We start from the raw sequence: 26,351 nt of genomic DNA on the forward strand, positions 1-26,351 counted from the left end.
GGCTAGCCGGAGGTGACTTTCTCGTGGTCCGGCTGGGTGGCCGGGGTGCGGCGGGCGTTGAGCAGGGCGGCGAAGGCGAGGCCGAGGGCCGTCCAGAGCAGGACCTGGGTGCCCAGTGAGGCGAGGCGGAAGTCCCACAGCAGGTCGGCTGGGAAGGTGTCCGGCACTTCGTCGACGGTGGGCAGCAGGGTGTAGCCGACGGTGACCACGATGAGGAACGCGGTGGCGGCGGCGAGGGCCTGGCGCCACTCGGCGCGCTGGGTGCGGGCCGCGACCACGGACGCCCAGACGGCGACCAGGCCCAGCACGAGGATGGCCAGGTAGCTGATGGTGCGCTGGTCGATGGTGGCGGGGTTGCCGACCGCCGGTGGGTTGGGCGGGTATTTGACGTACGGGATCAGCACGATGCCGAGCAGGGCGGCGCCGGCCAGGCTGAGCGCGGCGCGGGTGTCGCTCGGGGTGCGCAGGCGGCGGCGCAGCAGGGTGTACGCGGTGGCGAGCAGCCCGCCCATGGCCGCGCCGTACAGGCCGGTGGCCAGGAACAGGCCGCCTTTCTGCCCGTCGCGGCTGACCAGTTCCTCGTCGTGGTGGTCGCTGCCGGGGGTGGCGTGGGCGTTCGCCTCTTCGATGGCGATGGCCGCGTCGACCTTCGGTTCGCCCACCACGTACGCGAAGCAGCCGGCCAGCAGGCCGGCGACGAGGCCGGCGAGCAGGCCTCGCAGCAGGAGAGCGCCGTAGCCGGGCGCGGGTTTCGCGGCGGTCAGTGGCACGGGACGCCGAGCAGGTGGCGGCCGTCGTGCATGAGCTCGTGCAGGTACATGCCGCTGCGGGAGACCGCGCCCTGGTCGAAGGCGACCAGGTAGGCGACGAGCAGCATGAGGGCGACGACGGCGAGAGCGGTCCAGAGCAGCCGCGCGGAGACGGCGGGGGTGCTCAGCGGACGGATCGGCTGTGCCTTGGGCATGGTGGGGGAACCTCCTGCCGGGATGACGCGTCCCGTTCGAACGGACTGCGACGCGTGAGCGTCCTGACTCACGGTTCCCGTCGCCGGGTTCCGTTCACAGTGGCGCGACCGCACCGGAGTTGCACCGGTTTCCCTCACGACGCCGCAGATGGTTTCCACAACCTAGCTGTGAGCGACCTGAACGCACAACCTTGTCGCACCGTCCCGATACCATCCAGCCGAGTCGTTGAAGGAGGGTGCGCGATGCGGTGGCGGGAGGTTCTGTCCGCGGTGGCGGTGGCCGCCGCGACGCTGAGCGTGCCGGCGCCGGCGGGGGCGGCTGTGGTGTGCCAGCGGACCGCGGCTCCCGGGAAGGTCGCCGCGGGTGTGCCGGTCGAGGATCAGGTGTACGCGCCGAAGCGGCTGGCCGGTTTCGCGACCGGTAAGGGTGTGCGGGTGGCGGTGATCGATTCCGGTGTGGACGGCGATCATCCCCAGTTGCGCGGGCGCGTGACGCCGGGCGCTGATTTCCTGCACGGCGACGACAGCGGCCGGCAGGACTGCCAGGGCCACGGCACGTTGGTGGCGAGCATCATCGCGGCGGCGCCGGCCCGTAACACGGGTTTTCAGGGGCTCGCGCCGGAGGCGGCGATCCTGCCGTTCCGGATCACCGAGCAGGAGGTCATCGACGGCGAGGCGGTCGGTGACAAGGGTTCCCCGGCGCAGTTCGCCCAGGCGATCGATCTGGCCGTCGAGCAGGGCGCCGACGTGATCAACATCTCGCTGGTGATGACTTCGGACAACGCGGCCGTACGGGCGGCGGTCGCGCGCGCCGTCCGGGCCGGTGTAGTGGTGGTGGCCGCCGCCGGCAACAACGCCCGGCAGGGCAATCCCGACCCGTTCCCGGCGAAGTATCCGGGGGTCATCGGTGTGGGCGCGGTCGGGGCGGACGGTACCGTGGCCGACTATTCGCAGCACGGCGAGTATGTCGACCTGGTCGCGATCGGCAACGGGGTGACCGGCGCCGACGCCGGCGGCACCGGGCACACCTCGCAGTCCGGTACCAGTTTCGCGGCGCCGTTCGTGTCGGCCACGGCTGCCCTGATCAAGCAGCGTTTCCCGCGGTTGAGCCCGGCCGGGGTTCGGCAGCGGCTGATCGCCACCGCCGATCCCGCCCCGGGCGGCAGCGTGAGCGCCGAGTACGGGTTCGGGCTGCTCAACCCGTACCGGGCGCTGACCGAGACGCTGGGCCCGAGGCAGCAGGCGCAGCCGGCCCCGGAGTCGATGACCATGCAGGATCCGGCCGTGGCGGCGCTGGCCGCCCGCCGCGCCGCCTCCCGTGACCGGGCCCTGGTGTTCGCCGGGATCGGCGCCGGCATCGTCGTGCTGCTGGCTCTGACCGCGATCGTCGTCCGGCAGGGCCGCCGGCGCGGGTGGCATCCCGCCGGATAGTTCAGCGCCGCTACATCGTCGCGGGAGGACAATTTAATAGACCTTAGCGGTACGGGTTTGGCACGGTGGCCGGATGCTGACCGGTCTGTACGTCCCGTTGATCACCCCGTTCGACGCCGCCGGCGAGGTCGCCGTCGACGCCCTGAGCAGGCTCGCCCACGATGTGCTGGACGGCGGCGCGGCCGGGCTGGTCGCCTTGGGCACCACCGGCGAACCGTCCACGCTGACCGGGGCCGAACGCGGCACCGTTCTGCGTACGCTCGCCGCCACCGGCGCGCCGCTCATCGTCGGCGCGAACGACGCGACAGCCCTGGCCGGCCTGGGCGCCACCGCGACGGCGGCCCTGACGCTGGTGCCGCCGTTCGTGCGGGCCGGCGAGGACGGGGTGATCGCCCACCTGGGCGCCCTGGCGAAGACCAGCCCGGTGCCCCTGGTCGTCTACCACGTGCCGTACCGGACGGCTCAGCCCTTGTCCGCCGGAGCGCTGCGCCGCATCGCGGCTCTACCGAACGTGGCCGGGCTGAAACTCGCGGCCGGCGGCATCGACGCCGACACCATGGACCTGCTGGCGGACCCACCCCCGGATTTCGCCGTCCTCGGCGGTGACGACCTCTACATCTCGCCGCTGCTGGCTCTGGGCGCGCACGGGGGCATCCTCGCCTCGGCCCAGGTCGACACCGCGGCCTACGCCGGCCTGATCACGGCCTGGCGTGCCGGTGACGCCGGCCGCGCCCGGCCGCTCGGCCACCGGCTGGCGCGGCTGTCGGCGGCCCTGTTCGCCGAGCCGAACCCGGCCGTCATCAAGGCGGTGCTGCACGCGCGGGGCCGGATCCCCACCCCGGACGTGCGGTTGCCGTTGCTGCCGGCCTCGGCCGCCGCGGTCAGCGCGGCTCTGGCCGCCAGGCCGGTCCAGCGGCTGGAGTTCCGCGCCGCCCATCTCACGGCCGTCCGCGAAGGGCGCAAGAGGGTGACGATGCGTTTCAACGACCCTGTGGAGGCCGGCCCGGCACTGCTCGTCTTCGGCGGCGAAGCCACCCTGCCAGGCCGTATCACGTCCACGGTCACCAAGCCGGTCAGCGCCGTCACCGACGCCGAGGCCCGCGAGGACGGCTTCGCCGGCGCCGCCGACGTCCTGCCCGGGCTGCGCGACTACTACCCCCAGCTGCGCCCCGGCGACGAGATCGTCATAGTCCGCTTCGAACTGACCTCTTCCTGATCCGGTGGCCTACACGTCGGCGACCGCGACGGCGATGTTGTCCGGGGCGCCCGCGCTGTGGGCCAGGGCGATCAGATCGGCCACCGCCTGCTCGGGGCCGGCGGCGCCGGCCAGGGTGCGGTGCAGGGCCTCGGCCGCCACCACCGCGGACAGGCCGTCGGAGCAAAGCAGGTAGCGGTCGCCGGGTACGGCCGTACGCAATCCCAGGTCTGCCTCTCCTTCCGGGCCCCAGCCCAGGGCCCGGGCCAGCAGCGCCCGCTCGGGATGGCCGACGGCCTCGGCCGGGGTGAGTTTCCCCTGGTCGACCTGCGTGCGCACCCACGTGTGGTCCTGGGTCAGCTGGGTCAGCTCACCGTTGCGCAGCAGGTAGGCGCGGCTGTCGCCGACATGCACCAACGCCATCCGCGTGCCCTGCCGCAGCAGCGCGGTCAGCGTGGTCACCGGCTGACCCTGCGCGCCGGTGGCGAGGGCGCGGATGGCCCGGTCGGCCTCCGTGACGGCGCCGGCCAACAGGGTCAGCAGGTCGGGGCCGGACGCGGTGGCCGGGTCGAGGGCGCGGACGGCTTGCAGAGCGGCGGCCGCGGCCTGGGCGCCGCCCGGACCGCGGGTTCCGTCGGCCACCGCGAGCAGGTGCGGGCCGGCGTACGCCGCGTCCTCGTTGGTGTCGCGGCCCCGGCCGGGATCCGTCGCGGCGGCGAAACGGAAGTCGCTGTCAGGCATGGTGGTGGTCCCTCTGGTCAGGTCAGCCACGAGGAGGGAGGTCAGCCGGGCCCGCGCCGCCGTGTCGGCGGTGACCCGGCGCCAGAACGCGGTGACCGCCTCGGCGGCGGCCGCCGGCTCGAGTGCGCACACGCCGGCGATCTCGGCCAGCGGCATGCCGATGCGGCGCAGCTCGGCGATCAGGTGGGCCCGGCGCAGCTGGCTCGGCTCGTAGAACCGGTACCCGGTCTCCGCGTCCACGGCGGCCGGGCGCAGCAGGCCCATCTCGTCGTAGAGGCGCAGCGCTTTCGGGGTGAGCCGAGCCTGCCGCGCGAACGCGCCGATCGTCACCAGAGCCACCGGCTTTTCCTCCTCGCACCGGCCACGGCGGCCGGTGCCACCCAGGCTCGGCCTTACCCGAAGGTGAAGGTCAAGACCTTCGTCACTGATGCAGCCGGCCACCGACGGCGACGGGCGGCACGTGCCCGGTCGCCGGTCGCTCGCGGACCAGGGCCAGACCGGTGTCGACGATCACGGAACGGTCCAGGGAGGGCACCTCGGACAGGGGGATCCAGCGGGCCTGGTCGGTCGAGCCGCCGGTCTCGTCGCGCAGGACGCCGCCGGTCAGCGTGACCTCGTACAAGACGCAGACCGCGTGCAGCAACCGGCCCGGCGGGTCGCTGTAGTCCATGACGATCACGCGGGAGTCGACACCGAGCAGGGCGCTGACCTCGGCGGTGTAGCCCGTCTCCTCCTCGACCTCGCGGACCACGGCGTCGTACGGGTCCTCGCGCTCGTCGACCCCGCCGCCGGGCAGGGTCCAGTGCGCGCGGGCGCCGTCGGGGGAGACCCAGTGGGCCAGCAGGATGCTGTCGGGGCGCAGGCAAAGGGCGTACGCGGCAAGTCGTTGCATGGTCACCATCCGATCAGGGTGAGCAGGTCGCCGTGGGTCCGCGCGTCGGCGGCGACCAGCAGGCCGCCGGCGCCGGTGTGCACCGGGTTGCCGTCGAGGCCGGTGACGACGCAGCCGGCCGCGCGGCACAGGGCGATGCCGGCGGCGAAATGGACGCTGTCGCGCAGGTGGCCGTCGGTCACGTAGGCGGCGCGGCGGCCGGCGGCGACCCACGCCACGGCCAGGGTGGTGGAGACGACGCGGGGCCGGAAAAGGGCGGCGAATCCGCGGTGGGCGAGCAGATCGGCCGCCCGGAAACGGGGGTCGTTGGGAAACGGCGGATCGAGATTGACGTCGACCAGCCGCGAGGAAGCGGACGGGGTCAAGGGCTCGTCGGTGCCGTCACGGCGTACCCAAGCGGAATTGCCGTCGGTCCAGAAAACCTCACCGGTGTACGGGTCGGCCTGCGCGGCGGCCGTCACCTCGTCACCGCAACGCAAGGCGACATTGACGGAAACCAGCAGATTGCGTACGGCGTAATTGAGCGTTCCGCAGAGCGGGTCGACCAGCCAGGTGCGCGGCGCCGGGGTGCCGGTGTGGCCGCTTTCCTCGCCGAGCACGGCGTCCTTGGGGCGGTGCTCGCGCAGCAGTTCGACGATGACCCGTTCCGCTTCCAGATCAGCGACGGTGGCGAAATCACCGCCGCCTTTGTCCACGCGCTCGTGCCCGCCGATGTCGGTGTCGCGCACGACGTGGGCCCCCGCTTGCGCGGCGGCGATGGCCAGCTCCCCGTCAGTGATCATCGAGGCAGGATAGCCGGATTCCGCCAATCAGAGTTGTCGATGACCACGCCGGCGCGCGCCCGCGGATCGCAGGCGGCGAAATACCGTCGCTGACCGCCGACATAGCGGGCCTGACTCGGATGGTCCGGATCGGGGTGCGAGCCGTCACGCGCCGCCATTCGCGGCACGGTGACATCGAACGGCGCGTGCAGGAAAACGGAGAACTCCCACCGGCCGGCGAGTTCGTCGCGGTGCAGGAAAAGCCCGTCGACAATCAGCACCGAACCGGGCGGCGCCACTTCAAAGGCAGGGGCCAGGGCTTGGTCGGTACGCACGTCGTGGGCGGCCCGCCGGAATCGGCGTGACCCGCCCGGCGCGAACGGTTCGAGCACGTCGCGCACGAGCGCCGGATAGTCGTAGCTGTCGAGGAAGAAACCCTCCGGCGAATCACGGCCGCGGCGGTACCGCACGTCGCGGCAATGGTGGAAATCGTCGGCCGAGACGTGCACGACCGGGCGTCCCCGGCCGCTCAACTCGCCGGCCAGATGGCGGGCGAACGTCGATTTGCCCACCCCGTCGACGCCGTCGACAGCGACCCGCACGCTGTCGGGGCCGGCCGGTACAAGATCAGCGATTCGGGTGATCAGAGCTGGTCTCACGGCCGAAGCCTAACCGAAGCTGATCTTGCAGAATGACCCGGTGAAGGATGCCGCGGGTAAGGTCGCTCTGTTGTTCATACCGCTGATTCTGATCAGCGCGTGGTTGGGCGGCAGCCTCACGATCCCGCTGACGCCGACCGGCGTGACCGGAGCGGTGCTGCTCATCGTGACCCTGATGGCGGCGCAGGTGCTGCCCCGGGTGGCGTGGGCGTTCGGCACGGCCGCGGCGCTGGCCGTGGTGACCGCCGTGGCGTTCACCCAGCTGCCCGGCACCCGGTTCGGATCGGTACCGGCGCTGGTCCTGCTCGCGGTGGCGGCCGGGCTGAGCTGGCTGCTCACGCGCCCACCCCGCCGGCAGAGCCCGGAGGAGGCCTGGCTGACCCGGCTCGACGGGCTGCTGGTGGGCCGCTACGACGTGCCCCGCAGCCGGTCCGCCGAACTGGTCGCGCGGGCCCGCGCCGAGGGCGCCCCGAGCGGCCCGACACCGGTGGCCCGCTACGCCCGGGAGGCCGCCGCCGTGGAACCGGCCCGCCGCCGCAGCGGCCGCTACCTGCTCTCGGTGATGATCGGGACCGCGGTGGTGGGCGCGGCCGTGAACGCGCAGTGGGTGCTGGCCGGAGCCGGCGCGGTCGTGCTGGCCTGGTCGCTCTGGGACGTGAGGACGACCCTGCGCCGGTCGTGACGGCGCTGCCGTTAGATCTGCGGCGGCACCACCGTCGCCGGCGAGTTCGGAGCCGTTGACGGAGCCGGACGCGTCCGAGGCGAGGAAGACGGCCTGCCGTTCACTACGGATGCGCACATCCCTGTTCGCTGTGCTCGGCGTCCCTGCACTGCCGGCTCCGTCAGGCGGCGGTACGGGCACGATTCTGCTCGAGCGTGACCGCACCACATTGCCCAGCGATTCCTCACCGGGGAACGCGCGCCGTTGCCGAGTGCCGGTCGGCTGCGGCGTCCCGCGAAAGGCCGGCTACAACACCGCTTGTGCGGAACAGGCGTCAGAGCAGCCGGGTCAGCAAGGGGCGTAACGCGTCCGCGCGGGCGCGGCGCCAAGCGGCGATGGGCCGGACCGCGTCGGGGACCGTGGCGGCGCGCCAGCGCCACATGCCGGCCAGGCCGACCGCGAACCGGGACGCGTCCGGCGGCAACGAGCGGAGCAGCTGGTGTGCCCGGTCGGTGGCCACCTCCGGGCCGCGCTCGTGGCCGGTGGCTACCACGTCGGCCGCCAGCTGCGCTTGGTCGATCCAGGGGGCGCCGGACGCCGCGTACGCCCAATCGAGCAGCACCGCCTTCCCGGCTCGCGCCGTGTTGTCCAGGCGGATGTCGCGGTGCACCAGCGCGCTGCCGGCCGTCCAGCGTTCCCACCCGGCCACCATGGCGGCCGCCCGGCCCGCATGCGCCTGCTCGACCCCGAGCTCCAGCAGGCGCTCCCAGCCGTCGAAACCGGCCAGGCGCTCGGCCACCGGCACCAGCGCCGGCGGAGCCTGATGCGCGCTCGCGGCCCGGCAGGCCCGCACCACGGCCGCGATCGACGTGTCGGACCACAGCCCGCCGGTGGTGCCGGGCGCCCAGGTCGTCACCAGCGCGGCCCAGTGCCCCCATGCGACGGTGGCCAGTCGCCGCGGCGCCGGCACGGACGGCGGCAGCACGTCCAGGATGGCGGCCTCCCGCAGGACCATCGCGTGGTTGTGCGACCGCACCTGAGCCGACTCGGCCTTGACGAAGACCCGCCGGCCGTCGGCGAGCCGCAACCCGACGGCCGGGCCCGGCGACATGCCACCGCGCAGATCCCGATGATCGGACACCGCCGCCCCCAGCGCCTCGGCCACGGCCGCCCGCAAAGGCTCCGGCGTGTCGGCCCACGCGGTCCTCACGCCGGCAGGTCGATCACGGAGAACAGCAGGGCGCCCCGCTCGTCGTGTTCGGTCCGCTCGACGCGCAGAGCCAGCGCTTCCACGATCCGCCGCGACGCGGCGTTACCCGGCCGGACGCTCGACCAGACCCGGCCGAACCCGGCCGCCCGGCACTCGTGCAGCACGGCCCGCGCCGCCTCCGAGGCGAAACCCCGCCCCCGGAACGACCGTCCGATCAGATAGCCGATCTCCGGTTCGGCCGGCCCGGTCCGCCCCGTCAACATTCCGCAGTTGCCGACCAGCAGACCGGATTCGGCGTCCCGGACGGCGTACCAGCACAAGCCATGCTCCTCGAAGGCGCGGCCCCGGTTGCGGATCCACTGTTCGGTGCGCGCCAACTCGGTGAACGGGCCGCCGCCGATCGTGTGCGTCAACGGATCGGAGAACAACCCGTGCAACTCCGGGGCGTCCTCCGCAACGAAGTGGCGCAGGCGCAGCCGCGGCGTACTCAACGAGGTTCGCATCAGCCCTCCCGCCGGTAAGACAACCACGCCACCGGCCCGGACAGCTACCGGTGGCTCACCGAGTTGGTCCCGCTGTGAGGCAGCTGCAGATGAGGCGTCGGTGACTATTCGGGTGCTTCGCCCGTCCGCCGGCGTTCTGGGGCCTGGACGCGGAGACACGGGCGTGCGGTCGGTGAAAGCCGTCGCGGCGAAATCTCAGGAGGATCGTTCTGACAGAACCGGCCGGGTGTGCGGGATCAGGTGCGTTCGGTGTCGCTGAAGCGGCCGGCGAGCAGGTAGGCGCCGTGGTTGTCGAGCTGGTCGCGGCGGCGGTCGTAGCGGCGGGTGGTTCGCGGGTCGGCGTGGCCGGCGAAGTCCTGGGCGCGGCGCAGGTCGCCGTTGGTGGCGTCGAGGATTTCGGTGATCGCGGTGTGGCGCAGCGAGTGTGGGCTCAGCGCGCCGGCCGCGGCGAGGCCGGCGCGGCCGGCCAGGCGGCGGATCAGGCGGTGCACGTACAGCTCGTAGATGCGCAGTCCGGACTGGGTCAGAAACAGCGGGCCCTCGGCCGGGGTGCCGCGTTCGGCGAGCATTTCGTCGATCGCGTGCGACAGCACCGGCGGCAAGGGGATCCGGCGGCGGCGGCCGCCCTTGACGGTCAGGTCGAGTACCCGGTGGCCCCTGTCGTAGCCGAGGTCTTCGACGCGGGCGCTGATCGCGGAGCCGACTCGCAGGCCGGCGACCAGAAGCAGCAGGAGCAGGGCGTGGCTGGTCCGGGAGTCGGCGCGGGCCTCGGCGAGCAGCCGGTCGGCTTCGGGGCGTTCGAGGCCGACGGTGCTGCTGTCGTCCGGGTCGATGCGGGGGCGGGCGGCGGCCTGGGCCGGGTTGTACCGGATCAGAGGTTCCGGGTCGGCGGCGGTGTTGACCACCAGGTAGTCGTACCAGGAGGCGACCGCGGACAGCCGGCGGGCGATCGTGGACTCGGCGGCGGGTTTGCCGCGGGCGCCGGTCGCGCGCTGCTCGACGATCCACGCGTCGAGATCGGCGGCCCGGGCGGTCAGCGGGTCCCGGCCGGTGGACGCGCACCAGTCGACCCACTGCCACAGGTCCCGCCGGTAGGCGGTGCGGGTGTGCACGGATCGTTGCCGGCTCAGCCACATCGTGGTCAGTTCGGAAATCCGGGCCGGCGCGGCCGTCGCGATCGCGGGCAGCGCGGCCGGGTCGCTCACGACGAGTTCGCCGTCCAGAGGTTCGTCCGTCACACCAAGATCCTACATGAAGGATAACGGTCATTATTTTACGCCCCCGATGGGGCCACTCTGGATTATTGGATTGCCGATATTAGTAATCCAATAATCCAGAGCAGGTCGGGCGATGACGGCTTGGCCGAACCCAGGGGTGTTGGTGAGGGCGGGCATCACCCGGCGCCTCTGCGGCGGCCGATGGGCTGGTGGCAGAACGGCGAACTATCGCCAACCTCGGCCCAGCAACGCCCGCACTCGACCTGGAGCACAGCCTCATCGTGGTCCGGCTGCGCGCGGCAGCCAGGCAAACGATGGTGGTAGCGATCGCGGGTGGGCCGCCTTGCCGCCTACCGGCGCTGTCGCCCGGACGCCGGTGTCGGAGGCTCGCAACGTTTGGTGCTGGTGAGGTTTCTTCCCGGCATTCCAAGTGCCGCTCTGGCCGAGCGGCTCATCTGTCCCGCCGCTGATCTCACCGACGGATGACGCTGGGCCGGGGACAGATGGATGTCCACGATGGACACCGGTGAAGATCCCGCTGATCTGGCAGACGCAGCTGGAGGACTACTGGTGCGGGCCGGCGTCCCTGCGCATCGCGTCCTCCGCTTGGTTCGACGAGGACGAGATGCCCGGGCAGAGAGAGCTCGCGAACCATATCGGCACCGACTCGAACGGCTCCACCCGCCACCAGATGCTGTACGGCACGGAATACATCTTCGGGCGGTACGTCTACGAGCTTGAGGACGTCAAGAGCCGGGGCGGACTGCGCAGTTCCGTCGATCTGCGGGAGGAGTTCTGGCAGCGGATCAAGAAGGGCATCAGCGAATGGACGCCGCCGATCGTGAACGTGGTGGTGCCGGCGAACAGCCCGTACAAGCCGGACGAGTGGACCAACGACCACGACATCGATCACTGGTTCGTCATCTACGGCTACGAGCCCACGAAACGCATCGTCTACATCATCGACCCGGCTTCGACCTGGCCGGGGTACGACCCGGATCCCACGTACGGCATCCGCTTCGACTACCTGTGCCAGCTTGTGATGAAGGCGTACCTGTATACCCTCTGATCTCGCCAACACCGCCGGATCGTTCAGGACCATCGCGACTTCTGCCTCGGGGTGGGCCGGCGTTCTTGCGCGGCCGGGGGCGGGTCGTCCGCGGCGTTCCGGAGACCAGCACCTGGCCGTTCGCGGCGCGCATTGCCGCCGCGAAAGCCCGGTACAGCTGTCCCGTGTCCGAGGTCAGCCCGATGCGGGAACTGTAGGACTGCGCCGGATCGAACCCGGCGATCTCGAAGAACTGCAGATTCAGATCTTCACGTCGCAGCCCCACGGCCGGGTGGGTTGCGCTGCTTGTACGTGGTGTGGAAACCGGGCACCGTGGAGAAGGCGACGGAGGACCGAACGGCCGGGTCAGTCCTTGCGGGCGGCTTCGCGCTTGCCTCGTTTGCCCAGGGGGATCTCGGCGACGTCGACGGCCTGGGAGGTGAGCTTCTTGACGGGGTAGCCGCGCTCGGCCATCCAGGCGGTGGCCTTGGCTTCGGCTCGGGCGGCCGCCTGCGGGACGTCGGCCTCGTCGGTGGCCTGCTCGGCGAAGCGGAACGTGAAGAACGGCCGGGCCGGCAGGTCGTACGTCAGGTGGCCCTCGGGGGTGTACTGGGTGTGCAGGAAGTCGTGGGCGCCCTGGGCCGCCACCAGCTCGGCGAGCTGGGTGTCGGTCAGATTGTCGAAACTGCCACGCACGGTGACCCTGATGGTGCGGCTCATGACGGTGAAGTATCCCGGCGCGGGAGATCTAGGGCCACTGGATTTCGTCCAGGAACTCCTCCACGGCCACCACGATGCGGGCGAGCACGGCGATCGAGTCGGTCAGCGGCCCGGGTACGAACATGCCGTGATCGGCGGTGGGTACCTCGACCACGTACGGGCTGAGCCGGCGGGCCGTGGCGCTGTGCCAGTGTTTGTCGGCGGTGCCGCCGACCAGCAGGCAGGGGGCGGTGGCGTGGTGCAGGGCTTCGACGATCCAGGGGCAGTGCAGCAGCGGGGTGAGCCAGACGGCGGGCAGGCCGCGGTCGGCCGCGACGCGGGCGGCGTTGCTGCCCAGGGACTTGCCGATCAGCAGGGCCGGGCCGGCGAGGCTGTCGAGGACGGGGCTGACCTGGTCGCGTACCCAGGTCTCGATCTCTTGATCGTCGAAGGGGGGCGGGGTGGTGGTCCACTCGTGGGCGTGGGCGGTGGCGCCGCGTTTCTCGGGGACGGTGCCGGCGTAGGCGAGCAGGCCGGCGACGGGGCCGTAGCGTGCTCCGGGGATGACCACTGCGTCTGCCATGATTCACGCTAACCGGGGCCGAAGCGGAACGCGATGCCTCTCGGGTCGTCGATTTCGATCAAGCCGGTGGTGTCGGTGTGCCCGGCGAGGCGCCTGAGGGCGTCGGCGGGGTCGGCGACGCCGCGCAGTTGCACGGTGATGCCGGTGAACCGCAGGGCCGCGGTGCAGGTGATCTCGTCGGGTCCGAGGCCGTCCAGGTCGCCGGCGAGGGTCACCGCGGCGGTGACGGACGGGCCGTCCTGGGTGGTGATCGTCACGTCGGCGCGGTCGTAGCGGTGGTGGCCGTGGTGGTGGATGACGGCTTCGGCCGGGTCGGCGAACGCCTTGCTGGTCACGTCGAGCCCGTCGAGGTGGCGCCAGCCGGTGGTGGTGTCGGGCAGCCATTCGATCTCGAGCAGCACCGGGTCGCCGCCGACCGGCGCGAACGGGATCCGCAGCGTCCAGGTCAGGGCCGGTTCCAGGCCGACGACCGGGTTGTCGAACAGCAGCCCGGAGCATTCGCCGCCATCGACGGCGATCAGTTCGCGGGTCAGCCGCCCGCCCGTTTCGTCACCCACGGCGGGAGTCTGCCACAACGCGGGTGTGCCCCGATCGGTCAGGGGCGGGTGGCGATGGTGAGCTGGTGGTTGCTGACGCCGAGCAGGGTCGGCTCCTCCTCGACGGTGCGCAGCATCTCGAGCATCAGCGCGGTTTCGGCCGGGTCGGCGAGGATTTCCGTGAGGCGCGAGCCGAGCAGGCCCAAGGGTCCTTCGACGCCGACGCGGCGGCGCACGCTCAGGCCGGCGGCGACGGCCTCGGCCGGGGGTTCGGTCGGGTGGTGCAGGTAGGAGCTGGTGAACCAGCCGTTGCCGAGCTCGCCGACGGCTTCCTGCCGGCCGTCGTCGAGGACCCGGTCGACGCGGGGCCGGAAGCGCGGGTCGAGGGCGTAGTTCTTGACGAAGCCGTCGAACAGTGACGCGTAGCGGCTGATGGTGGCGGCGATGACGACGCCGCCGGGGCGTACGACGCGGGCGGCTTCGCGCCAGGCGGTGAGGCGTTCGTCGTAGTCGAGCAGGTGGTACAGCGGGCCGAGGAGCAGGACGGCGTCCACGCTGGAGTCGTCGGCGGGCAGGTCGCGGGCGTCGCCGACGGTGGCGGTGACGCCGGGGCGGGCGGCGGCGTCGCGCACGTGGGCGGGCACCGGGTCGATGACGTGGACGTGGTAGCCGGCGGCGGCCAGGGGTTCGGCGTAGACGCCGGTGGCGCCGCCGACGTCGAGCACGGACGCCGGCGGGGCGGGCAGTTCGCGGTTGAGCACGTCGAAGGTGCGCAGGAACTCGAGCCGGCCGGTGCCGGCGGCCAGGCGGTTGGTCTCGCCGCCGAGTTCGTAGTAGTCGAGGATTTCGGGTCGCATGCCGTCGATCCTTCTGTGGCCGGTGGCCGGCGGCAACGCAATATCAGCCGAGCGGGAACTCGGCGCGGGTCGCCCACGAGCCGCCCGGTTCGGGTCGCCCGGTGATCAGCCGCAGGGACGAGATCCTGGCGTGGATCGGCAGGTGCGCGGTGATGTCGGCGGCGGCCGCTTCGAGGTCGGCCCGGGGGTGGTCGTGGCCGATCGTCAGGTGGGGCACGATCTCGGTGAACTGTCCGCCGTACGGCTGGCAGCCGGGGAAGTGGGCCGCGACGGCGGCGGTGAGGGTGATGATCGGCGTGGCCGGCGCCGGGGCGAGCCACAGGACGCTGTCACCGAACCAGTCGACGCGCTGCAGGGCGCAGAAGAAGGCCGGCACCGACGCGGCGGTGCCGGTCAGCACGGCCAGGACGTGCTCGTCGATGTCGGCGGGCGGCAGGAACGGGTACAGCACGGTGATGTGGGCGGGCACGCCCCAGCCGGCGGCGGCGTCGAGGCGTTCGCGGTGCGCGGCGACGACGGGTTCGGCCTCGCCGACCGCGAGGATGAGGGCGCTGTGAGTCGGGTGCACCACGCCATTGTGGATGACGGATGTCATGGGCGGGTCGTGACGGGCGGCCCAGCCGCGCGCGCCGGGTGGGTCCGAGCATTGTTCGCATGACCCTTACGGCTTCACCTGATCTGACGACCGCGGCTGCGGTCGAGCTCGACGGTGTCATCAAGCGCTTCGGTGCGGTCACCGCCGTCGACGGCATCAGCCTGACCATCCGGCCGGGCGAGGTGGTCGCGCTGCTGGGCCCGAACGGGGCCGGTAAGACCACGACAGTTGACATGCTGCTCGGTTTGCAGCGGCCCACCGGCGGCACGGTCCGGGTGTACGGGCGGGCGCCGCACGAGGCGGTCGAGCTCGGCCTGGTCTCGGCCGTCATGCAGACCGGGGCGCTGCTCAAGGACTACACCGTCGAGGAGACGGTGCGCTTGACGGCGGTGTTGTTCGGCCGTTCCCGCGCCGACGCGGAGGCGGCGCTGGAGCGGGCCGGGCTGACCGAGGTCGGTAAGCGGCTGGTCGGTAAGTGTTCGGGCGGGCAGCAGCAGCGGCTGCGGTTCGCGATGGCTCTGCTGCCGGATCCGGAGTTGCTGATCCTGGACGAGCCGACGACCGGTATGGACGTGGGCGGGCGGCACGAGTTCTGGTCGGCGATCCGGGAGGACACCAGCCGCGGCCGGACGGTCATCTTCGCCACGCACTATCTGGAGGAGGCCGACGCGTACGCGGACCGGGTGGTGTTCGTGCGCCGGGGCCGGGTGGTCGCCGACGGCACGGCTTCGGAGGTCAAGGCCCTGGCTTCCGGCCGTACGGTGCGGGCGACGCTGCCGGGGGCGGTCGAGGGTGACCTGCTGGCGATCGCCGGCGTGGACAAGGCCGAGGTCCGCGGCGAGACGATCTTCCTGCACGGCCGGGACAGCGACGAGATCGCCCGGTACCTGCTCACCCGTACCGCGGCCCGGGACCTGGAGATCACCAGCCGCAACCTCGAAGACGCTTTCCTGGCCCTGACCGCTGATGAGGTGTCGAAATGACCGTGATGACGCGCACGCTGCCCCGGTTCGGCGGTTTCTCCCTCGGGATGATCAAGCTGGAGTTGCGGCGGGTGCTCCGCAACAAACGCACGGTGATCTTCACGCTGGTCTTCCCGGCGGTGTTCTTCCTGCTCTTCGGCACCAGCGCCGATTACAAGACCGAACGGGTCGGTGGGGGCAACCTCACCGGCTACGTCCTGGTCAGCATGGCCGTGTACGGGGCGATGCTGGCCACCACCAGCGGCGGCGCGATGGTTTCGATCGAGCGGGCCGCCGGGTGGAGCCGGCAGCTGCGGCTGACCCCGTTGCGCCCGTACGCCTACATCGCCACCAAGATCGTCATCGCGATGATCATCGGGGCGGTGTCGGTGGTCGTGGCCTTCGCGGTCGGCGCCGTCTCGGGGGCGAAGCTGCCGGCTTCCGCGTGGATCCTGTGCGGGCTGCTGGCCTGGGCGTGCGCGCTCGTGTTCGCCGCGTTCGGCCTGTTCATGGGCTACCTGCTGCCCAGTGAGAACGTCATGCAGATCCTCGGCCCGGTGCTGGCGGTGCTCTCGTTCGCCGGTGGGCTGTTCGTGCCGGTCGACGAGCTCGGCAGCACGTTCGCCACGATCGCGAAGTTCACCCCGGTGTACGGGGTCGGTGAGCTGGCCCGCTATCCGCTGACCCACGACGGGAACCTGTGGCTGGCCACGCTGAACGTGCTCGTCTGGACGGGGTTGTTCGCGGCCGGGGCGATGTGGCGGTTCCGCCGCGACACGGCCCGGGTCTGAGCAGCGGTAGGTTCACAGCCATGACAGCCGCACGTTTCGGTCCGCTGTTCGCCGCTGTCTGGCTGTTCTACCTCAGTGAGAACGTCAAGGCGCTGCTCACGACCGAGGATCTTTGGTGGCGGTACGCGGGCCTGGTCGCCGTGGTGGCGTTCGCGCTCTGCTACGCGGTGCTGGCGAACCGGGCCCGGCTCTCGCGCCAGCAGCCGCCACCGCCGCGGTTCGTGCCGCGGATGTGGCTCGGCATCGCGCTGATGATGGCCCTGTTCGCCCTGCAGATCCCCGGCGCCGGCAACCACGCCCTGCCCTGCCTGGTCTACATGGCGGCGCTGGCCATGATCTGTCTGCCGATCCGGCAGGCGCTGCCGTTCGCGGTGGCCCTGTTCGTGCTGGCCGAGGCGCTGCCGCTGCTGGTGCCGGGCTGGAACGACAACGGCTACGGCCTGGCCGTGCTGCTCGGCTCGGCCGCCACGTACGGGCTGCGGCTGGCCGTGGAGCGTCAGCGCAGCCTGCTGGCCGCCCAGCGGGAGCTGGCCGAGCTGGCGGTGCAGAACGAGCGGGCCCGTATCGCGGCCGACCTGCACGACATCCTCGGGCATTCGCTGACCGTGGTCGCGGTCAAGGCCGAGCTGGCCCAGCGGCTGCTCGACGTCGACGTCGAGCGGGCCCGCACCGAGCTGCGCGACCTGGAGGCCCTGTCGCGTGACGCGCTGGCCGACGTGCGGGCCACGGCCATGGGGATGCGCGGCATCTCGTTGCCCGGGGAAATCGCCGCCGCCCGGGAGGCCCTGACCGCGGCGAACGTGGAGGCGGAGCTGCCCGGGGTGGCCGACGAGGTGCCCAGCCGCAACCGGGAGCTGTTCGCCTGGACGATCCGGGAGGCGGTCACCAACATCGTGCGGCACAGCCACGCCACCCACGCCCAGGTGCGCGTCGGTCCCGGCAGCGTCGAGATCCTCGACGACGGCCCCTGTCCCGACCGTCCGCCGGGCGCCGGGCAGGGGCTGGCCGGGCTGCGCCGTCGTGCCGAGGCGGCCGGTGCGACGTTCACCGCCGGACGTCGTGAAGATCATCCCGGCTTCCGGGTACGCGTGGAGGTACCGACATGATCAAGTTGTTGCTCGCCGACGATCAGGCTCTGGTCCGCGGGGCGATGGCGGCCCTGCTCGACATGGAGAACGACCTGAAGGTGGTGGCCGAGGTCGGCCGGGGCGACGAGGTCGTGGCGGCCGCGCTCGCCCACGAGCCGGACGTGGCGCTGCTGGACGTGGAGATGCCGGGCCTGGACGGCATCGCCGCCTGCCGGGCCCTGCGCGTGGCCCGCCCCGGCTGCCGGGTGCTGATGGTGACCACGTTCGGCCGGGCCGGCTACCTGCGCCAGGCCATGGCGGCCGGCGCCGGCGGGTTCATCGTCAAGGACACCCCGGCCCGGCAGCTGGCCGACGCGGTCCGCCGCGTGCACGACGGGCTGCGGGTGGTCGACCCGGCCCTGGCCGCCCAGTCGCTCGCGCAGGGCGACTCGCCGCTGACCGACCGCGAGACCGGGGTGCTGCGCGCCGCCCGCGACGGCGGCACCGTCGCCGACATCGCCCGTGAGCTGCACCTTTCCGAGGGAACGGTGCGGAACCACCTGTCCTCGGCGATCGGTAAGACCGGCGCCCGTACGCGGGCCGAGGCGGTGCGGCTGGCCGTGGAGAACGGCTGGCTGCTCACTTGAGAAGAAATTCCGAGTGCAACCGAGCGGCAACCGTAAGTAGTCTCCGGCTGCACCCGTAGGCCGAAAAAGTTCTCCCCGTCAGCAACGACAGGGGGGAACCACCATGAACAGCTCGACCATCACGACCATCACGACCGTCACCCGCGCCCAGGAGACCCTGATCCGCGAGAACATGGCCCTGGTCGGCCACATGGTCCGCGAGATGCTGTTCAAGGTTCCGGCCCACGTGCACCGCGACGACCTCGCCTCGGCCGGCTACGCCGCCCTGGTCACCGCGGTCAAGGCGTACGACCCGCGGCGGGGGATCCCGTTCGGCCGCTTCGCCGCCGCCCGCGTCCGCGGCGCCCTGCTCGACGAGCTGCGCGGCATGGACTGGGCCAGCCGCTCGGTGCGGGCCCGGGCCCGCCGCGCCGAGCAGGCCCGCCAGGAGCTGACCGCCCAGCTGGGCCGCACCCCCAGCGACACCGAGCTGGCCGAGCTGCTCGGCGTCGCCGTGGCCGAGCTGGCCACCATCGACGACGACGTGCAGCGCGCCGCCGTCCTGTCGCTGCAGGGCTTCGCCGCCGGCACGGCCGAGGACATGGTCACCGAGACCGCCCTGAACCCCGAGGAGATGCTGCTGCACCGCGAGCGCATCGGCTACCTGCACGACGCGGTCGCCGTGCTGCCCGAGCGGCTGCGCTTCGTCGTGGAGGCCTCCTTCCTGCGCGAGCGCCCGCTCTCGGAGGTCGCCGCCGAGCTGGGCGTCACCGAGTCGCGGGTCTCGCAGCTGCGTACCGAGGCCCTGGCCCTGCTCAAGGACGGCCTGAGCACCCACATGGAGCAGAAGGACAACGGCGCCGCCCGTAACGGCGCCGTGGCCCGCCGCCGCGCCGTCTACGCGGCCCAGATCGGCGCCCGCTCCACCATGACCACCCGCCTGCGCGCCACCACCGCCCAGGGGCTGCTCGCCGCGGCCTGACCGCATGCGGCGATGATGGGCCGATGCTGGAGAGGATCAATCCGTCCACCGTCCACGAGCCGGCCGGCTACAGCCACGTGACCATCTCCGAGGCGGGCCGGCTGGCCCACCTGGCCGGGCAGTGCCCGCTCGACGTGTCCGGCGCCGTCGCCGGCGCGCCCGGCGACTACACGGCCCAGACCGCCCAGGTGATCACCAACTGCCTGCGGGTCCTCGAAGCGGCCGGCGCGGCACCGGCCGACGTGGTCCGCTCGGTCGTCTACGTCGTCAGCCCCGACAGCGCCGTGCTGGCCGCCGTGTGGCAACAGCTCACCGCGTCACCGCTGGGCGACGCGTTCACCACCGCCAGCACCCTGCTCGGGGTGGCGTCGCTGGGCTATCAGGGGCAGCTCGTCGAGGTCGACCTGACCGCCGCCCTGTGACCTGGCTCAGCGCACCGACCGAGCCGGCCCTGCGGGCCGCTCTGCGCCGGGTGGCGCCGGAACTCGCCGACGGCCCCATAGTGCTGCGCGGGGTCGAGCCGGACGCCGGCCCGCAGTGGCGTGCGGCGACCGCTGTCGTCGACGGCCGGTACGTGGTGAAGTTCGCCTGGGCCGAGCCACCCGCCCGGCGCCTCCGGCACGAGATCCGGGTGATCGCGGCGCTGCGCGCGGCCGCGCCCGAGGTGCCGCTGCCCGCCGTGGCGGCGACGTCCCAGGACCCCGTCCTGCTGATCACGCACCGGGCCGACGCGGTCCCGTTCTTCCAGTTCCGGTCACCGGCCGCGGCGGCCGAGCTCGCCGCCGCGCTGGCCGCCCTGCACCATCCGCGGGTCCTCGCCGCGTTGCGCCCACTGCCACCCTCCACCCCGCCCACCACCACGGACACCCTGCGCGCCGGTCTCGACTCCTGGATCCGGGCCGACCAGCGCGACCTCGTGCGGGCGTGGTGCGACCGGGCCGACCGGATCCTGGCCACCCCGGGCCGCCAGGTCGTCGTGCACGGCGACCTGCACGGCGACAACCACCTGTGGGATCCGGTGTCGTCGCGGCTGCGCCTGGTCGTCGACTGGGAGACCGCCGGCCTCGGCGAACCCGAGTTCGACCTGCGCTGCCTGCCCGGCGACGCCGGCGTGGACCTGTTCACCGCGACCGTCGCCGCCTACCAGCGGATCGCCGGCACCGCCCTCGACGTCGACCGGATCCTGGCCTGGCACGTGCGCACCGTGCTGGGCGACGCCCGGTGGCGAGCCGAGGCCCAGGTGACGCTGCCCGGCGGCCGTACCCCCGAGCAGTGGGTCGACGACCTGCACGCCCGGCTCACCGCGCCGTCACTAGGATCGGCGCCATGGTGACATTGCAGGACGTCAGGGAAGCCGCCAAGCGCATCGACGGGGTCGCCCACCGCACCCCGGTCATCCACTCGCGGACGCTGGACGCGCGGGTCGGGGCGACGGTGTACCTGAAGGCGGAGAACCTCCAGCGGATCGGGGCGTTCAAATTCCGCGGCGCCTACAACGCCATCGCCCGGCTCTCACCCGAGCAGCTGGCCCGGGGGATCGCCGCCTACTCGTCGGGCAACCACGCGCAGGCCGTCGCCCTGTCCGCCCGCCAGCTCGGCTCCACCGCCGTGATCATCATGCCGGCCGACACCCCGGCCTCCAAACTCGACGCCGTCCGCGAATACGGCGCCGAGATCATCACCTACGACCGGTACACCGAGGACCGGGTCGCCATCGGCAACCAGCTCGCCGCCGACCGCGGGCTCGCCCTGATCCCGCCCTACGAGCACCCCGACGTCATCGCCGGGCAGGGCACCGCCGCGCTCGAGCTGCTGGAGGAGGTCGGCGAGCTCGACGCGATCGTCGTGCCGGTCGGCGGGGGCGGGCTCATCGCCGGCAGCGCCGTCGCCGCCAAGGGCCTGCACCCCGGCATCGAGGTCATCGGCGTCGAACCGGCCGAGGGCGACGACACCAAACGCTCCCTGGAAGCGGGGGAGCGGGTCACCATCGCCGTGCCGCGCACCATCGCCGACGGGCAGGCCGCCCCCACCCCGGGCGAACTCACCTTCTCGATCAACAAAGACCTCGTCGACCGGATCGTGCTGGTCACCGACGACGAGCTGCGCGACGCCCTGCGCTTCGCGGTCGACCGCCTCAAGCAGGTCATGGAACCCAGCGGGGCCAGCGGCCTGGCCGCCCTGCTCGCCGGGCGCCTCGACCCGCCGCCGGCCCGCATCGGCGTCATCGTCTCCGGCGGCAACGTCGGCGCCGCCCGCCTGGCCGCCCTACTCGCCGAGTAACTCCCGTTCCACCGCCGGATCGAGACCCACGCGGGGGCGGTCGTCGCGCTGCGGCGCCGGCTGCCCCAGCGAGCGCAGCCACGACCAGGTGTCAACAACGGTTTCCCGTACGGGCCGGCAGCGCATCCCGGCCCGTACCGCCGGGCCGACCTCGGCGGTGTTCATGAACTCTTGCTCCGGGCCCGGCGGGAACCAGATCGGCAGCTGCGTCCACGGCTCGACCCCCTTGGCCACGATCACCTCGGGGCCGGTCCACCGCAGCTCCGCGTGCCCGCCGGTGACCTCGTTCGCCGTCTCCAGCAGCTCACCCATGGTGGTGTGCCCGGGCTCGCTGACCAGGTTGTACGGCCCGTCCAGCCGCGCGGCGGCGGCGTCGAGCACGAACGCGGCCAGATCCCGCACGTCGATGTACTGCAACGGCAGCTCCCGCGGCCCCGGCGCCAGCGTCGGCCCGCCCCGCGCGATCCGGTTCAGCCACCACGGCAGCCGCCCGACATCCTCGTACGGACCCAGAATCAGCCCGGCCCGGGCCAGCAGCACCGGCCCGCCGAACGCGGCCGCACCCCGCTCACCGCGCAGCTTGTCACCGGCGTACCCCGGCTCGGTCTCCTCGACCAGCGCCGCCGCCTCGCTCAGCGGCCCCGGCGTCAGCCACCGGTAGACCGACCGGCTCGAGATGTACGTGTAATGCCCGGCCCGCCCGCGCAGCAGCTCGGCCGTGCGCCGCACCGCCTGCCCGTCGGCCGACCACGTGTCGACCACCGCGTCCCACTCGCCGGTCTCCAGGGCCTTCAGACCATCCGAGGCCAGCCGGTCACCGACCAGTGAGGCACCACCGCGGCGGCCCCGGTTGAACAACGTCACCTCGTCGCCACGGCGGGCGGCCTGCTCAGCGACCGCTCGCCCCGCGAACCCCGTACCACCGAGAACCAAGACCCTCATGCCCCGCGACTCTGCTCACCCGGGCCCCGCGAGGGAAGGTTTCATCGCTCAGAGCGAAAGGAACTCCCGCACGACCTCCACCACCAGGGCGTGATCGTCGGCCTGCGGCAGACCGGAAACGGTCACCACACCCACCACACCCACATCGGTGATCCGAATCGGGAACGCCCCGCCGTGCGCCGCGTACAGGGCCGGCTCGACACCCATACCCGCGTCCAGCTGCTGACCCTTCGCGGCCAGCCGCCGGCCCACCAGGTACGACGACGCGCCGTAGCGCTCCACCACCCGCACCTTCCGGTCGATCCACGTGTCGTTGTCGGCCACACTGCCCGGCAACGCCGCGTGGAACAGCTGCTGCGTACCCCGGCGGATGTCCACCACCACCGGCAGCCCCCGCCGCTTCGCCGTAGCCACCAGCAGACTGCCCAGGCGCCACGCATCGTCGTTGTCGAACCGCGCGAACACCAGCTCGCGCTCCTGCTGCTCCAGCCCGGCGATCAGATCGTCACTCATGGCCAGCATTATCGGTCGCGCCGCCGCCGCAGCCAGATCCCCAGCGACCCCACTGCGATAAAGATCATCATCGAGCAGCAGAGCATCTTGATGAACACGGCGGCCTCCTCGTTGGCTAGGGTTCGTAATCGTGCGCCTGGCCACCTTCAACCTTCTGCACGGCCGATCACTGTCCGACGGGACGGTACACGCCGACCGCGTCGCCACCGCGGTCGCGCAACTCGACGCCGACGTCCTCGGCCTGCAAGAGGTCGACAAGGCCCAGCCCCGCAGCGGCCTGCTCGACCTCACCGCCGTCGCCGCCGAGGCCATGGGCGCCACCGTGCACCGCTTCGCGGCCGCCGTCGTCGGCACACCGGGGGAGCAGTGGCAACCCTGGCGCAGCGACGACGACAACACCCACCCGCTGTACGGCATCGCCCTGGTCAGCCGCTACCCGGTGACCCGCTGGCAGATCACCGCGCTGCCGGCCGCACCCATCCGGTCCCCGCTCTACGACCCCGAGAACGGCCTGCGGCTGCTCAAGGACGAACCCCGGGTGCTGCTCGCCGCCGTGCTGTCCACCCCGCGAGGACCGTTGACCGTCGCGACGACCCACCTCTCATTCGTCCCAGGGTGGAATCTGCGCCAATTACGACATGCCGTCCGTGCGCTCCGCGGGCTGCCCGGACCCCGCGTCCTGCTGGGCGACCTGAACATGCCGGCGCGGCCCGTCCGGGCCGTCACCGGCTGGCGCCCGCTGGCCCGGGCCGCGACGTTCCCCTCGTTCTCCCCGCGCGCCCAGCTCGACCACATCCTCGCCGACCCGCGCGACCTTCCCACCCTGGGCCGCGTCGTCCAGGTCGCCACGCCGCGCGCCGCGATCTCCGACCATCTACCCCTGCTCGTGCACCTCGACCGGCCGTAGGTAGACGTCCTCCAGACCGTCCTCCGGATCCCACTGCTCACCGATCTTCTTGAACCCGAACCCGGCGATCGTCGCCTTCGACCCCACATTGTCGGGCCGGATGCTCGCCCGCACCGCCGTCACCCCCGGCTCGGCCGCCGCCCGCTCCAGCAGCGCCCGCAGCATCGCCTTGGCATAACCCCGGCGGCGGTACGCGGGATCGACCGAGTACGCCACCTCGATGACCCCGTTCTCGTCCGGCGGCCCGTGGAAACCACCGTGCCCGACCACCACGCCGTCGGCCACCGCGGCCCGCGCGATCCAGCGCGCGGCCTCGGGATTCTTCGCGATGTCCGCCAAGCGCACCCGCCACAGCCAGGACTCCTGCACGAGGTACTGACTCAGCGGCTGCCCGGCGACGGCACTGGCGGTTTCCAGGTCCCCGTCGACCAGAGCGGTCAGCACGGCGGGGGAGAGCTCTACAAAACGGATATCCGGCACGCGCCGATGATCACACAGCGTGGCCATCCTTTCTAGTTGCGCACAACTCAATTGCGCACTACCGTTTCCGCATGGTCGAACCCACCGGACTCGAGCAAATGGTGTGCTTCCAGCTCTACGCCGCCAGCCGCGCCATGACCGCCATCTACCGGCCCACGCTCGACACCCTCGGCCTGACCTACCCCCAATACCTCGCCCTGCGCGTCCTCTGGCACCGCGGACCCACCACCGTCCGCGAACTCGGCACCATCCTCGACCTCGACAGCGGAACCCTCTCCCCACTGCTCAAAAGACTCGAGAATCAAGGACACGTCCGCCGTACGCGCGGCATCCACGACGAACGCACCGTCGTCATCCACCTCACCGACCAAGGAAACGCCCTGCGCACCGCCACCGCCGACCTACCCGCCCAAGTGGCCTGCGCCGTCGACCTCACCGAAGACGAATTCGCCCAACTGCACCACCTGCTCGGCAAAGTCCGAGCATCCGCACCCCTCTGAAAGGAACACCACATGCCGGCGATCTACACCGCCTCCGCCACCGCCACCGGCGACGGCCGCAACGGACACGTCCGCTCCAGCGACGGCGTCCTCGACTTCGACCTCGCCGTCCCCAAGGAGATGGGCGGCCCCGGCGGCGCCCTCACCAACCCCGAACAACTCTTCGCCGCCGGCTACGCCGCCTGCTTCCACAGCGCCATCAAACTCGTCGCCCGCTCCCAGAAAATCACCCTCACCGACACCGCCATCACCATCGACGTCGGCGTCGCCCCCCAGACCGACGGCCCCGGCTTCGTCCTGACGGTCGGCATCGAAGCCGAAATCCCCGGCCTCGACGAAGACCAGGCCCGCGCCCTGCTCGAAGCCGCCCACCAGGTCTGCCCGTACTCCAACGCCACCCGCGGCAACGTCGAGGTCACCCTCACCGTCGCCTGATCACCCTTCAAGCAAGACCCCGCAGCGCGCGGTTGGTGCGATTCGCCCGCACCGCCGCGCGCTGCTGCGCCGCCGTCACCTCGATGTAGTTCTGCGACGTCGCCAAAGACGCATGCCCCAACAACCGCATGATCTCCGACGCGTTCGCCCCATCCTCAGCCAGCCGCGTCGCGAACGTATGCCGCAAAGCATGCAACTGAGCACCCCGCGGCACCCGATCATTGATCCCCGCCCGCCGATAGCAGGACTGCACCAGATACTGCAGCCCACCCCGCTGCAACGGCGCCCCACGCCGATCCACCAGCATCGGCTCATCCGCGTCGGCCCGCCCGAACCGCACACGCCGGCTCGCCACATACCGATCCACCACCGCGTCCAACTCCGGCTCGATCGGCACACTGCGCGGCCGCCCACCCTTACCGGCCACCTCCACCCAGCGCTCACCGGGCCGCCCCATCACCGACCCGATCCGCAACGCCAGCAACTCGGAAAGCCGCAAACCAGCACACAAGGCCAGAGCCAGCACGGCCAGATCCCGCTCCGGCCACGGATCACGCTGCCGCTCATCGGCCCGGCTCACCGCATCAAGCAGCTGCTCCGGAGTGTCGGAACCCCGCAACGGCTTAGGGGAGTGGGCCGCCGGCCGCGGCTTGTCCACCGCCGACATCGGATTCCCGGCCACCACCTGCTCCGTCACCAGAAACGTGAAGAACGCGTTCCACGACGACCAGGCGCGGGCCACCGAGGCCGGGGCCCGCTCACCGGCGAACTTCGCAAAAGCCCCCCGCAGCGCCCTGGGGGAGAGGTCACGCAGAGTTACCCCTTCCTCGCCGATCAGCCCGACGATCAGACCCAGGTCCCGCTCGTACGCCTTCAACGTGTGCACCGACGGCTTCCGCGTAGCCCGGGCCGCCAAAAAGTCGTCGATGAGCTCTCTGACTGGCAAATCACCACTTTGCTGCATATGAGATATTATCCACCAATTGTACGGACGTCGCGAGGCGCGAGCGTTGCCAAGTTCGTCGACATGGCTGGCAACACCACCGCAGGACACCCAAACCGGCCTGCCCGGCGAATACTCAGCGCATGTCAGTGCACTCCGACGACGACTCGTCGCTAGACACCGAGCCCAGAATCTGTTCGGGGAAGGGCGGATGCGGCGCCGCCAAGCAGCGCGGGGAGTTCGGCCGACGCGCGAGCGGACTGGATTCCGTGTGTAAGGAATGTCGGCGGCGAGAGAACTCCGCGTGGCGCCGCGCGAACCCGGATGCGGTGCGGCGCATGAACTTGTGGAGGTTGTATCGCGCATCCGCG

Annotated in this window: 33 protein-coding genes, 1 pseudogene and 1 riboswitch; of the genes and pseudogenes, 16 read left to right on the top strand and 18 right to left on the bottom strand. The window is 71.8% G+C overall.

Going from position 1 to position 26,351, the window contains the following annotated elements; translation table 11 throughout:
• Positions 1 to 2: 2 nt before the first annotated feature.
• Together ACGFJ7_RS11295 and ACGFJ7_RS11300 are read right to left on the bottom strand one after the other, a co-directional pair.
• The gene (locus ACGFJ7_RS11295) at positions 3 to 770 is read right to left on the bottom strand and encodes a CbtA family protein (protein WP_392642099.1); all 768 of its coding nucleotides are present in this window, start codon (positions 768 to 770) and stop codon (positions 3 to 5) included.
• Entirely contained in the window at positions 761 to 964 is a 204-nt protein-coding gene (locus ACGFJ7_RS11300) for a CbtB domain-containing protein (protein WP_360249423.1), read from the bottom strand. The genes ACGFJ7_RS11295 and ACGFJ7_RS11300 overlap by 10 nt, the downstream gene beginning before the upstream one ends.
• 58 nt (positions 965 to 1,022) lie before the next feature.
• A riboswitch (cobalamin riboswitch) is annotated at positions 1,023 to 1,097 on the bottom strand.
• A 110-nt stretch (positions 1,098 to 1,207) separates the two neighbouring features.
• On the opposite strand from ACGFJ7_RS11300, the gene mycP reads away from it, so the two are divergent.
• From mycP to ACGFJ7_RS11315, 3 genes and pseudogenes are all read left to right on the top strand, one after another.
• A complete protein-coding gene (gene mycP, locus ACGFJ7_RS11305) occupies positions 1,208 to 2,395 on the top strand; it encodes a type VII secretion-associated serine protease mycosin (RefSeq protein WP_392642101.1) in 1,188 nt (395 codons plus the stop codon).
• A 73-nt stretch (positions 2,396 to 2,468) separates the two neighbouring features.
• Positions 2,469 to 3,290: pseudogene (locus tag ACGFJ7_RS11310) on the top strand (dihydrodipicolinate synthase family protein); the annotation flags it as partial.
• A 21-nt stretch (positions 3,291 to 3,311) separates the two neighbouring features.
• A complete protein-coding gene (locus ACGFJ7_RS11315) occupies positions 3,312 to 3,611 on the top strand; it encodes an ASCH domain-containing protein (protein ID WP_392642415.1) in 300 nt (99 codons plus the stop codon).
• 9 nt (positions 3,612 to 3,620) lie between these two features.
• On the opposite strand, the gene ACGFJ7_RS11320 is transcribed toward ACGFJ7_RS11315, so the two are convergent.
• The 4 genes from ACGFJ7_RS11320 to ACGFJ7_RS11335 form a co-directional block, all read right to left on the bottom strand.
• Entirely contained in the window at positions 3,621 to 4,670 is a 1,050-nt protein-coding gene (locus tag ACGFJ7_RS11320) for a MerR family transcriptional regulator (protein WP_392642103.1), read from the bottom strand.
• 82 nt (positions 4,671 to 4,752) lie between these two features.
• Positions 4,753 to 5,223: an NUDIX hydrolase gene (locus ACGFJ7_RS11325; protein WP_360249414.1), complete on the bottom strand. Its 471-nt coding sequence runs from the start codon at positions 5,221 to 5,223 to the stop codon at positions 4,753 to 4,755.
• 2 nt (positions 5,224 to 5,225) lie between these two features.
• Positions 5,226 to 6,005 carry an inositol monophosphatase family protein gene (locus ACGFJ7_RS11330; protein WP_392642105.1) on the bottom strand — a complete coding sequence of 260 codons (780 nt, stop codon included), beginning with the start codon at positions 6,003 to 6,005 and terminating at the stop codon, positions 5,226 to 5,228.
• The gene (locus ACGFJ7_RS11335) at positions 6,002 to 6,586 is read right to left on the bottom strand and encodes a uridine kinase (RefSeq protein WP_360249407.1); all 585 of its coding nucleotides are present in this window, start codon (positions 6,584 to 6,586) and stop codon (positions 6,002 to 6,004) included. Before ACGFJ7_RS11335 ends, ACGFJ7_RS11330 begins: the two co-directional genes overlap by 4 nt.
• A 127-nt stretch (positions 6,587 to 6,713) precedes the next feature.
• Here ACGFJ7_RS11335 and ACGFJ7_RS11340 point away from each other — a divergent pair, with 127 nt between their 5' ends.
• Positions 6,714 to 7,325 (top strand): hypothetical protein, encoded by a 612-nt coding sequence (locus tag ACGFJ7_RS11340; RefSeq protein WP_392642107.1) that lies wholly within the window; start codon positions 6,714 to 6,716, stop codon positions 7,323 to 7,325.
• A 313-nt stretch (positions 7,326 to 7,638) separates the two neighbouring features.
• On the opposite strand, the gene ACGFJ7_RS11345 is transcribed toward ACGFJ7_RS11340, so the two are convergent.
• The 3 genes from ACGFJ7_RS11345 to ACGFJ7_RS11355 all read right to left on the bottom strand — a co-directional run bounded on the left by ACGFJ7_RS11345 (position 7,639) and on the right by ACGFJ7_RS11355 (position 10,255).
• Positions 7,639 to 8,514 (bottom strand): hypothetical protein, encoded by an 876-nt coding sequence (locus ACGFJ7_RS11345; protein ID WP_392642109.1) that lies wholly within the window; start codon positions 8,512 to 8,514, stop codon positions 7,639 to 7,641.
• A complete protein-coding gene (locus ACGFJ7_RS11350; protein WP_392642111.1) occupies positions 8,511 to 9,017 on the bottom strand; it encodes a GNAT family N-acetyltransferase in 507 nt (168 codons plus the stop codon). Before ACGFJ7_RS11350 ends, ACGFJ7_RS11345 begins: the two co-directional genes overlap by 4 nt.
• Before the next feature lie 236 nt (positions 9,018 to 9,253).
• A complete protein-coding gene (locus ACGFJ7_RS11355) occupies positions 9,254 to 10,255 on the bottom strand; it encodes a tyrosine-type recombinase/integrase (protein WP_392642113.1) in 1,002 nt (333 codons plus the stop codon).
• A 505-nt stretch (positions 10,256 to 10,760) separates the two neighbouring features.
• Between ACGFJ7_RS11355 and ACGFJ7_RS11360 the strand changes: the two genes are divergently transcribed.
• Positions 10,761 to 11,303: a C39 family peptidase gene (locus tag ACGFJ7_RS11360; RefSeq protein ID WP_392642115.1), complete on the top strand. Its 543-nt coding sequence runs from the start codon at positions 10,761 to 10,763 to the stop codon at positions 11,301 to 11,303.
• Positions 11,304 to 11,648: 345 nt separating this feature from the next.
• On the opposite strand, the gene ACGFJ7_RS11365 is transcribed toward ACGFJ7_RS11360, so the two are convergent.
• The 5 genes from ACGFJ7_RS11365 to ACGFJ7_RS11385 are packed head-to-tail and all read right to left on the bottom strand — an operon-like array spanning position 11,649 to position 14,552.
• Positions 11,649 to 12,002 carry a DUF6204 family protein gene (locus ACGFJ7_RS11365; RefSeq protein ID WP_392642117.1) on the bottom strand — a complete coding sequence of 118 codons (354 nt, stop codon included), beginning with the start codon at positions 12,000 to 12,002 and terminating at the stop codon, positions 11,649 to 11,651.
• Between the two features lie 28 nt (positions 12,003 to 12,030).
• Positions 12,031 to 12,564, bottom strand: a complete 534-nt coding sequence (locus ACGFJ7_RS11370) for an alpha/beta hydrolase (protein WP_360249386.1) — start codon at positions 12,562 to 12,564, stop codon at positions 12,031 to 12,033.
• An 8-nt stretch (positions 12,565 to 12,572) separates the two neighbouring features.
• Positions 12,573 to 13,121 carry a hypothetical protein gene (locus ACGFJ7_RS11375; protein WP_392642119.1) on the bottom strand — a complete coding sequence of 183 codons (549 nt, stop codon included), beginning with the start codon at positions 13,119 to 13,121 and terminating at the stop codon, positions 12,573 to 12,575.
• Positions 13,122 to 13,159: 38 nt separating this feature from the next.
• Positions 13,160 to 13,957 (bottom strand): class I SAM-dependent methyltransferase, encoded by a 798-nt coding sequence (locus tag ACGFJ7_RS11380; RefSeq protein WP_392642121.1) that lies wholly within the window; start codon positions 13,955 to 13,957, stop codon positions 13,160 to 13,162.
• Between the two features lie 43 nt (positions 13,958 to 14,000).
• Positions 14,001 to 14,552 carry a 2'-5' RNA ligase family protein gene (locus ACGFJ7_RS11385; protein WP_392642122.1) on the bottom strand — a complete coding sequence of 184 codons (552 nt, stop codon included), beginning with the start codon at positions 14,550 to 14,552 and terminating at the stop codon, positions 14,001 to 14,003.
• Positions 14,553 to 14,611: 59 nt separating this feature from the next.
• Here ACGFJ7_RS11385 and ACGFJ7_RS11390 point away from each other — a divergent pair, with 59 nt between their 5' ends.
• The 8 genes from ACGFJ7_RS11390 to ACGFJ7_RS11425 all read left to right on the top strand — a co-directional run bounded on the left by ACGFJ7_RS11390 (position 14,612) and on the right by ACGFJ7_RS11425 (position 21,260).
• Positions 14,612 to 15,535 carry an ABC transporter ATP-binding protein gene (locus ACGFJ7_RS11390; protein WP_360249374.1) on the top strand — a complete coding sequence of 308 codons (924 nt, stop codon included), beginning with the start codon at positions 14,612 to 14,614 and terminating at the stop codon, positions 15,533 to 15,535.
• Positions 15,532 to 16,305, top strand: a complete 774-nt coding sequence (locus tag ACGFJ7_RS11395) for an ABC transporter permease (RefSeq protein ID WP_360249371.1) — start codon at positions 15,532 to 15,534, stop codon at positions 16,303 to 16,305. Before ACGFJ7_RS11390 ends, ACGFJ7_RS11395 begins: the two co-directional genes overlap by 4 nt.
• Positions 16,306 to 16,325: 20 nt before the next feature.
• Positions 16,326 to 17,411, top strand: a complete 1,086-nt coding sequence (locus tag ACGFJ7_RS11400) for a sensor histidine kinase (RefSeq protein ID WP_360249368.1) — start codon at positions 16,326 to 16,328, stop codon at positions 17,409 to 17,411.
• Complete coding sequence (locus tag ACGFJ7_RS11405) at positions 17,408 to 18,019, top strand: response regulator transcription factor (protein ID WP_360249365.1); 612 nt, start codon at positions 17,408 to 17,410, stop codon at positions 18,017 to 18,019. The genes ACGFJ7_RS11400 and ACGFJ7_RS11405 overlap by 4 nt, the downstream gene beginning before the upstream one ends.
• 103 nt (positions 18,020 to 18,122) lie before the next feature.
• On the top strand, positions 18,123 to 18,980 hold the full coding sequence (locus ACGFJ7_RS11410; RefSeq protein WP_392642124.1) for a sigma-70 family RNA polymerase sigma factor: 858 nt from the start codon (positions 18,123 to 18,125) through the stop codon (positions 18,978 to 18,980).
• A 23-nt stretch (positions 18,981 to 19,003) separates the two neighbouring features.
• Entirely contained in the window at positions 19,004 to 19,402 is a 399-nt protein-coding gene (locus ACGFJ7_RS11415; RefSeq protein ID WP_360249359.1) for a RidA family protein, read from the top strand.
• On the top strand, positions 19,399 to 20,313 hold the full coding sequence (locus ACGFJ7_RS11420; RefSeq protein WP_392642125.1) for a phosphotransferase family protein: 915 nt from the start codon (positions 19,399 to 19,401) through the stop codon (positions 20,311 to 20,313). The genes ACGFJ7_RS11415 and ACGFJ7_RS11420 overlap by 4 nt, the downstream gene beginning before the upstream one ends.
• Complete coding sequence (locus ACGFJ7_RS11425; RefSeq protein ID WP_360249353.1) at positions 20,307 to 21,260, top strand: pyridoxal-phosphate dependent enzyme; 954 nt, start codon at positions 20,307 to 20,309, stop codon at positions 21,258 to 21,260. Before ACGFJ7_RS11420 ends, ACGFJ7_RS11425 begins: the two co-directional genes overlap by 7 nt.
• Here ACGFJ7_RS11425 and ACGFJ7_RS11430 read toward each other — a convergent pair.
• Both ACGFJ7_RS11430 and ACGFJ7_RS11435 read right to left on the bottom strand, forming a co-directional pair.
• On the bottom strand, positions 21,246 to 22,202 hold the full coding sequence (locus ACGFJ7_RS11430) for an NAD-dependent epimerase/dehydratase family protein (RefSeq protein ID WP_392642126.1): 957 nt from the start codon (positions 22,200 to 22,202) through the stop codon (positions 21,246 to 21,248). The genes ACGFJ7_RS11425 and ACGFJ7_RS11430 overlap by 15 nt on opposite strands.
• Before the next feature lie 48 nt (positions 22,203 to 22,250).
• Positions 22,251 to 22,715, bottom strand: a complete 465-nt coding sequence (locus ACGFJ7_RS11435) for a heme-degrading domain-containing protein (protein WP_360249347.1) — start codon at positions 22,713 to 22,715, stop codon at positions 22,251 to 22,253.
• A gap of 130 nt (positions 22,716 to 22,845) precedes the next feature.
• Between ACGFJ7_RS11435 and ACGFJ7_RS11440 the strand changes: the two genes are divergently transcribed.
• The gene (locus ACGFJ7_RS11440) at positions 22,846 to 23,622 is read left to right on the top strand and encodes an endonuclease/exonuclease/phosphatase family protein (RefSeq protein WP_360249344.1); all 777 of its coding nucleotides are present in this window, start codon (positions 22,846 to 22,848) and stop codon (positions 23,620 to 23,622) included.
• Here ACGFJ7_RS11440 and ACGFJ7_RS11445 read toward each other — a convergent pair.
• The gene (locus tag ACGFJ7_RS11445; protein ID WP_360249341.1) at positions 23,590 to 24,102 is read right to left on the bottom strand and encodes a GNAT family N-acetyltransferase; all 513 of its coding nucleotides are present in this window, start codon (positions 24,100 to 24,102) and stop codon (positions 23,590 to 23,592) included. The genes ACGFJ7_RS11440 and ACGFJ7_RS11445 overlap by 33 nt on opposite strands.
• A 71-nt stretch (positions 24,103 to 24,173) precedes the next feature.
• Here ACGFJ7_RS11445 and ACGFJ7_RS11450 point away from each other — a divergent pair, with 71 nt between their 5' ends.
• Both ACGFJ7_RS11450 and ACGFJ7_RS11455 read left to right on the top strand, forming a co-directional pair.
• Positions 24,174 to 24,602 (top strand): MarR family transcriptional regulator, encoded by a 429-nt coding sequence (locus ACGFJ7_RS11450; RefSeq protein WP_360249338.1) that lies wholly within the window; start codon positions 24,174 to 24,176, stop codon positions 24,600 to 24,602.
• 12 nt (positions 24,603 to 24,614) lie between these two features.
• Positions 24,615 to 25,037, top strand: a complete 423-nt coding sequence (locus ACGFJ7_RS11455; RefSeq protein WP_392642127.1) for an organic hydroperoxide resistance protein — start codon at positions 24,615 to 24,617, stop codon at positions 25,035 to 25,037.
• Between the two features lie 7 nt (positions 25,038 to 25,044).
• Here ACGFJ7_RS11455 and ACGFJ7_RS11460 read toward each other — a convergent pair whose 3' ends face one another.
• Positions 25,045 to 26,001 carry a tyrosine-type recombinase/integrase gene (locus ACGFJ7_RS11460; RefSeq protein WP_360249332.1) on the bottom strand — a complete coding sequence of 319 codons (957 nt, stop codon included), beginning with the start codon at positions 25,999 to 26,001 and terminating at the stop codon, positions 25,045 to 25,047.
• Positions 26,002 to 26,351 lie beyond the last annotated feature (350 nt).

Source organism: Actinoplanes sp. NPDC048988, assembly GCF_043197815.1.
In the GTDB taxonomy this organism is placed as follows: domain Bacteria; phylum Actinomycetota; class Actinomycetes; order Mycobacteriales; family Micromonosporaceae; genus Actinoplanes.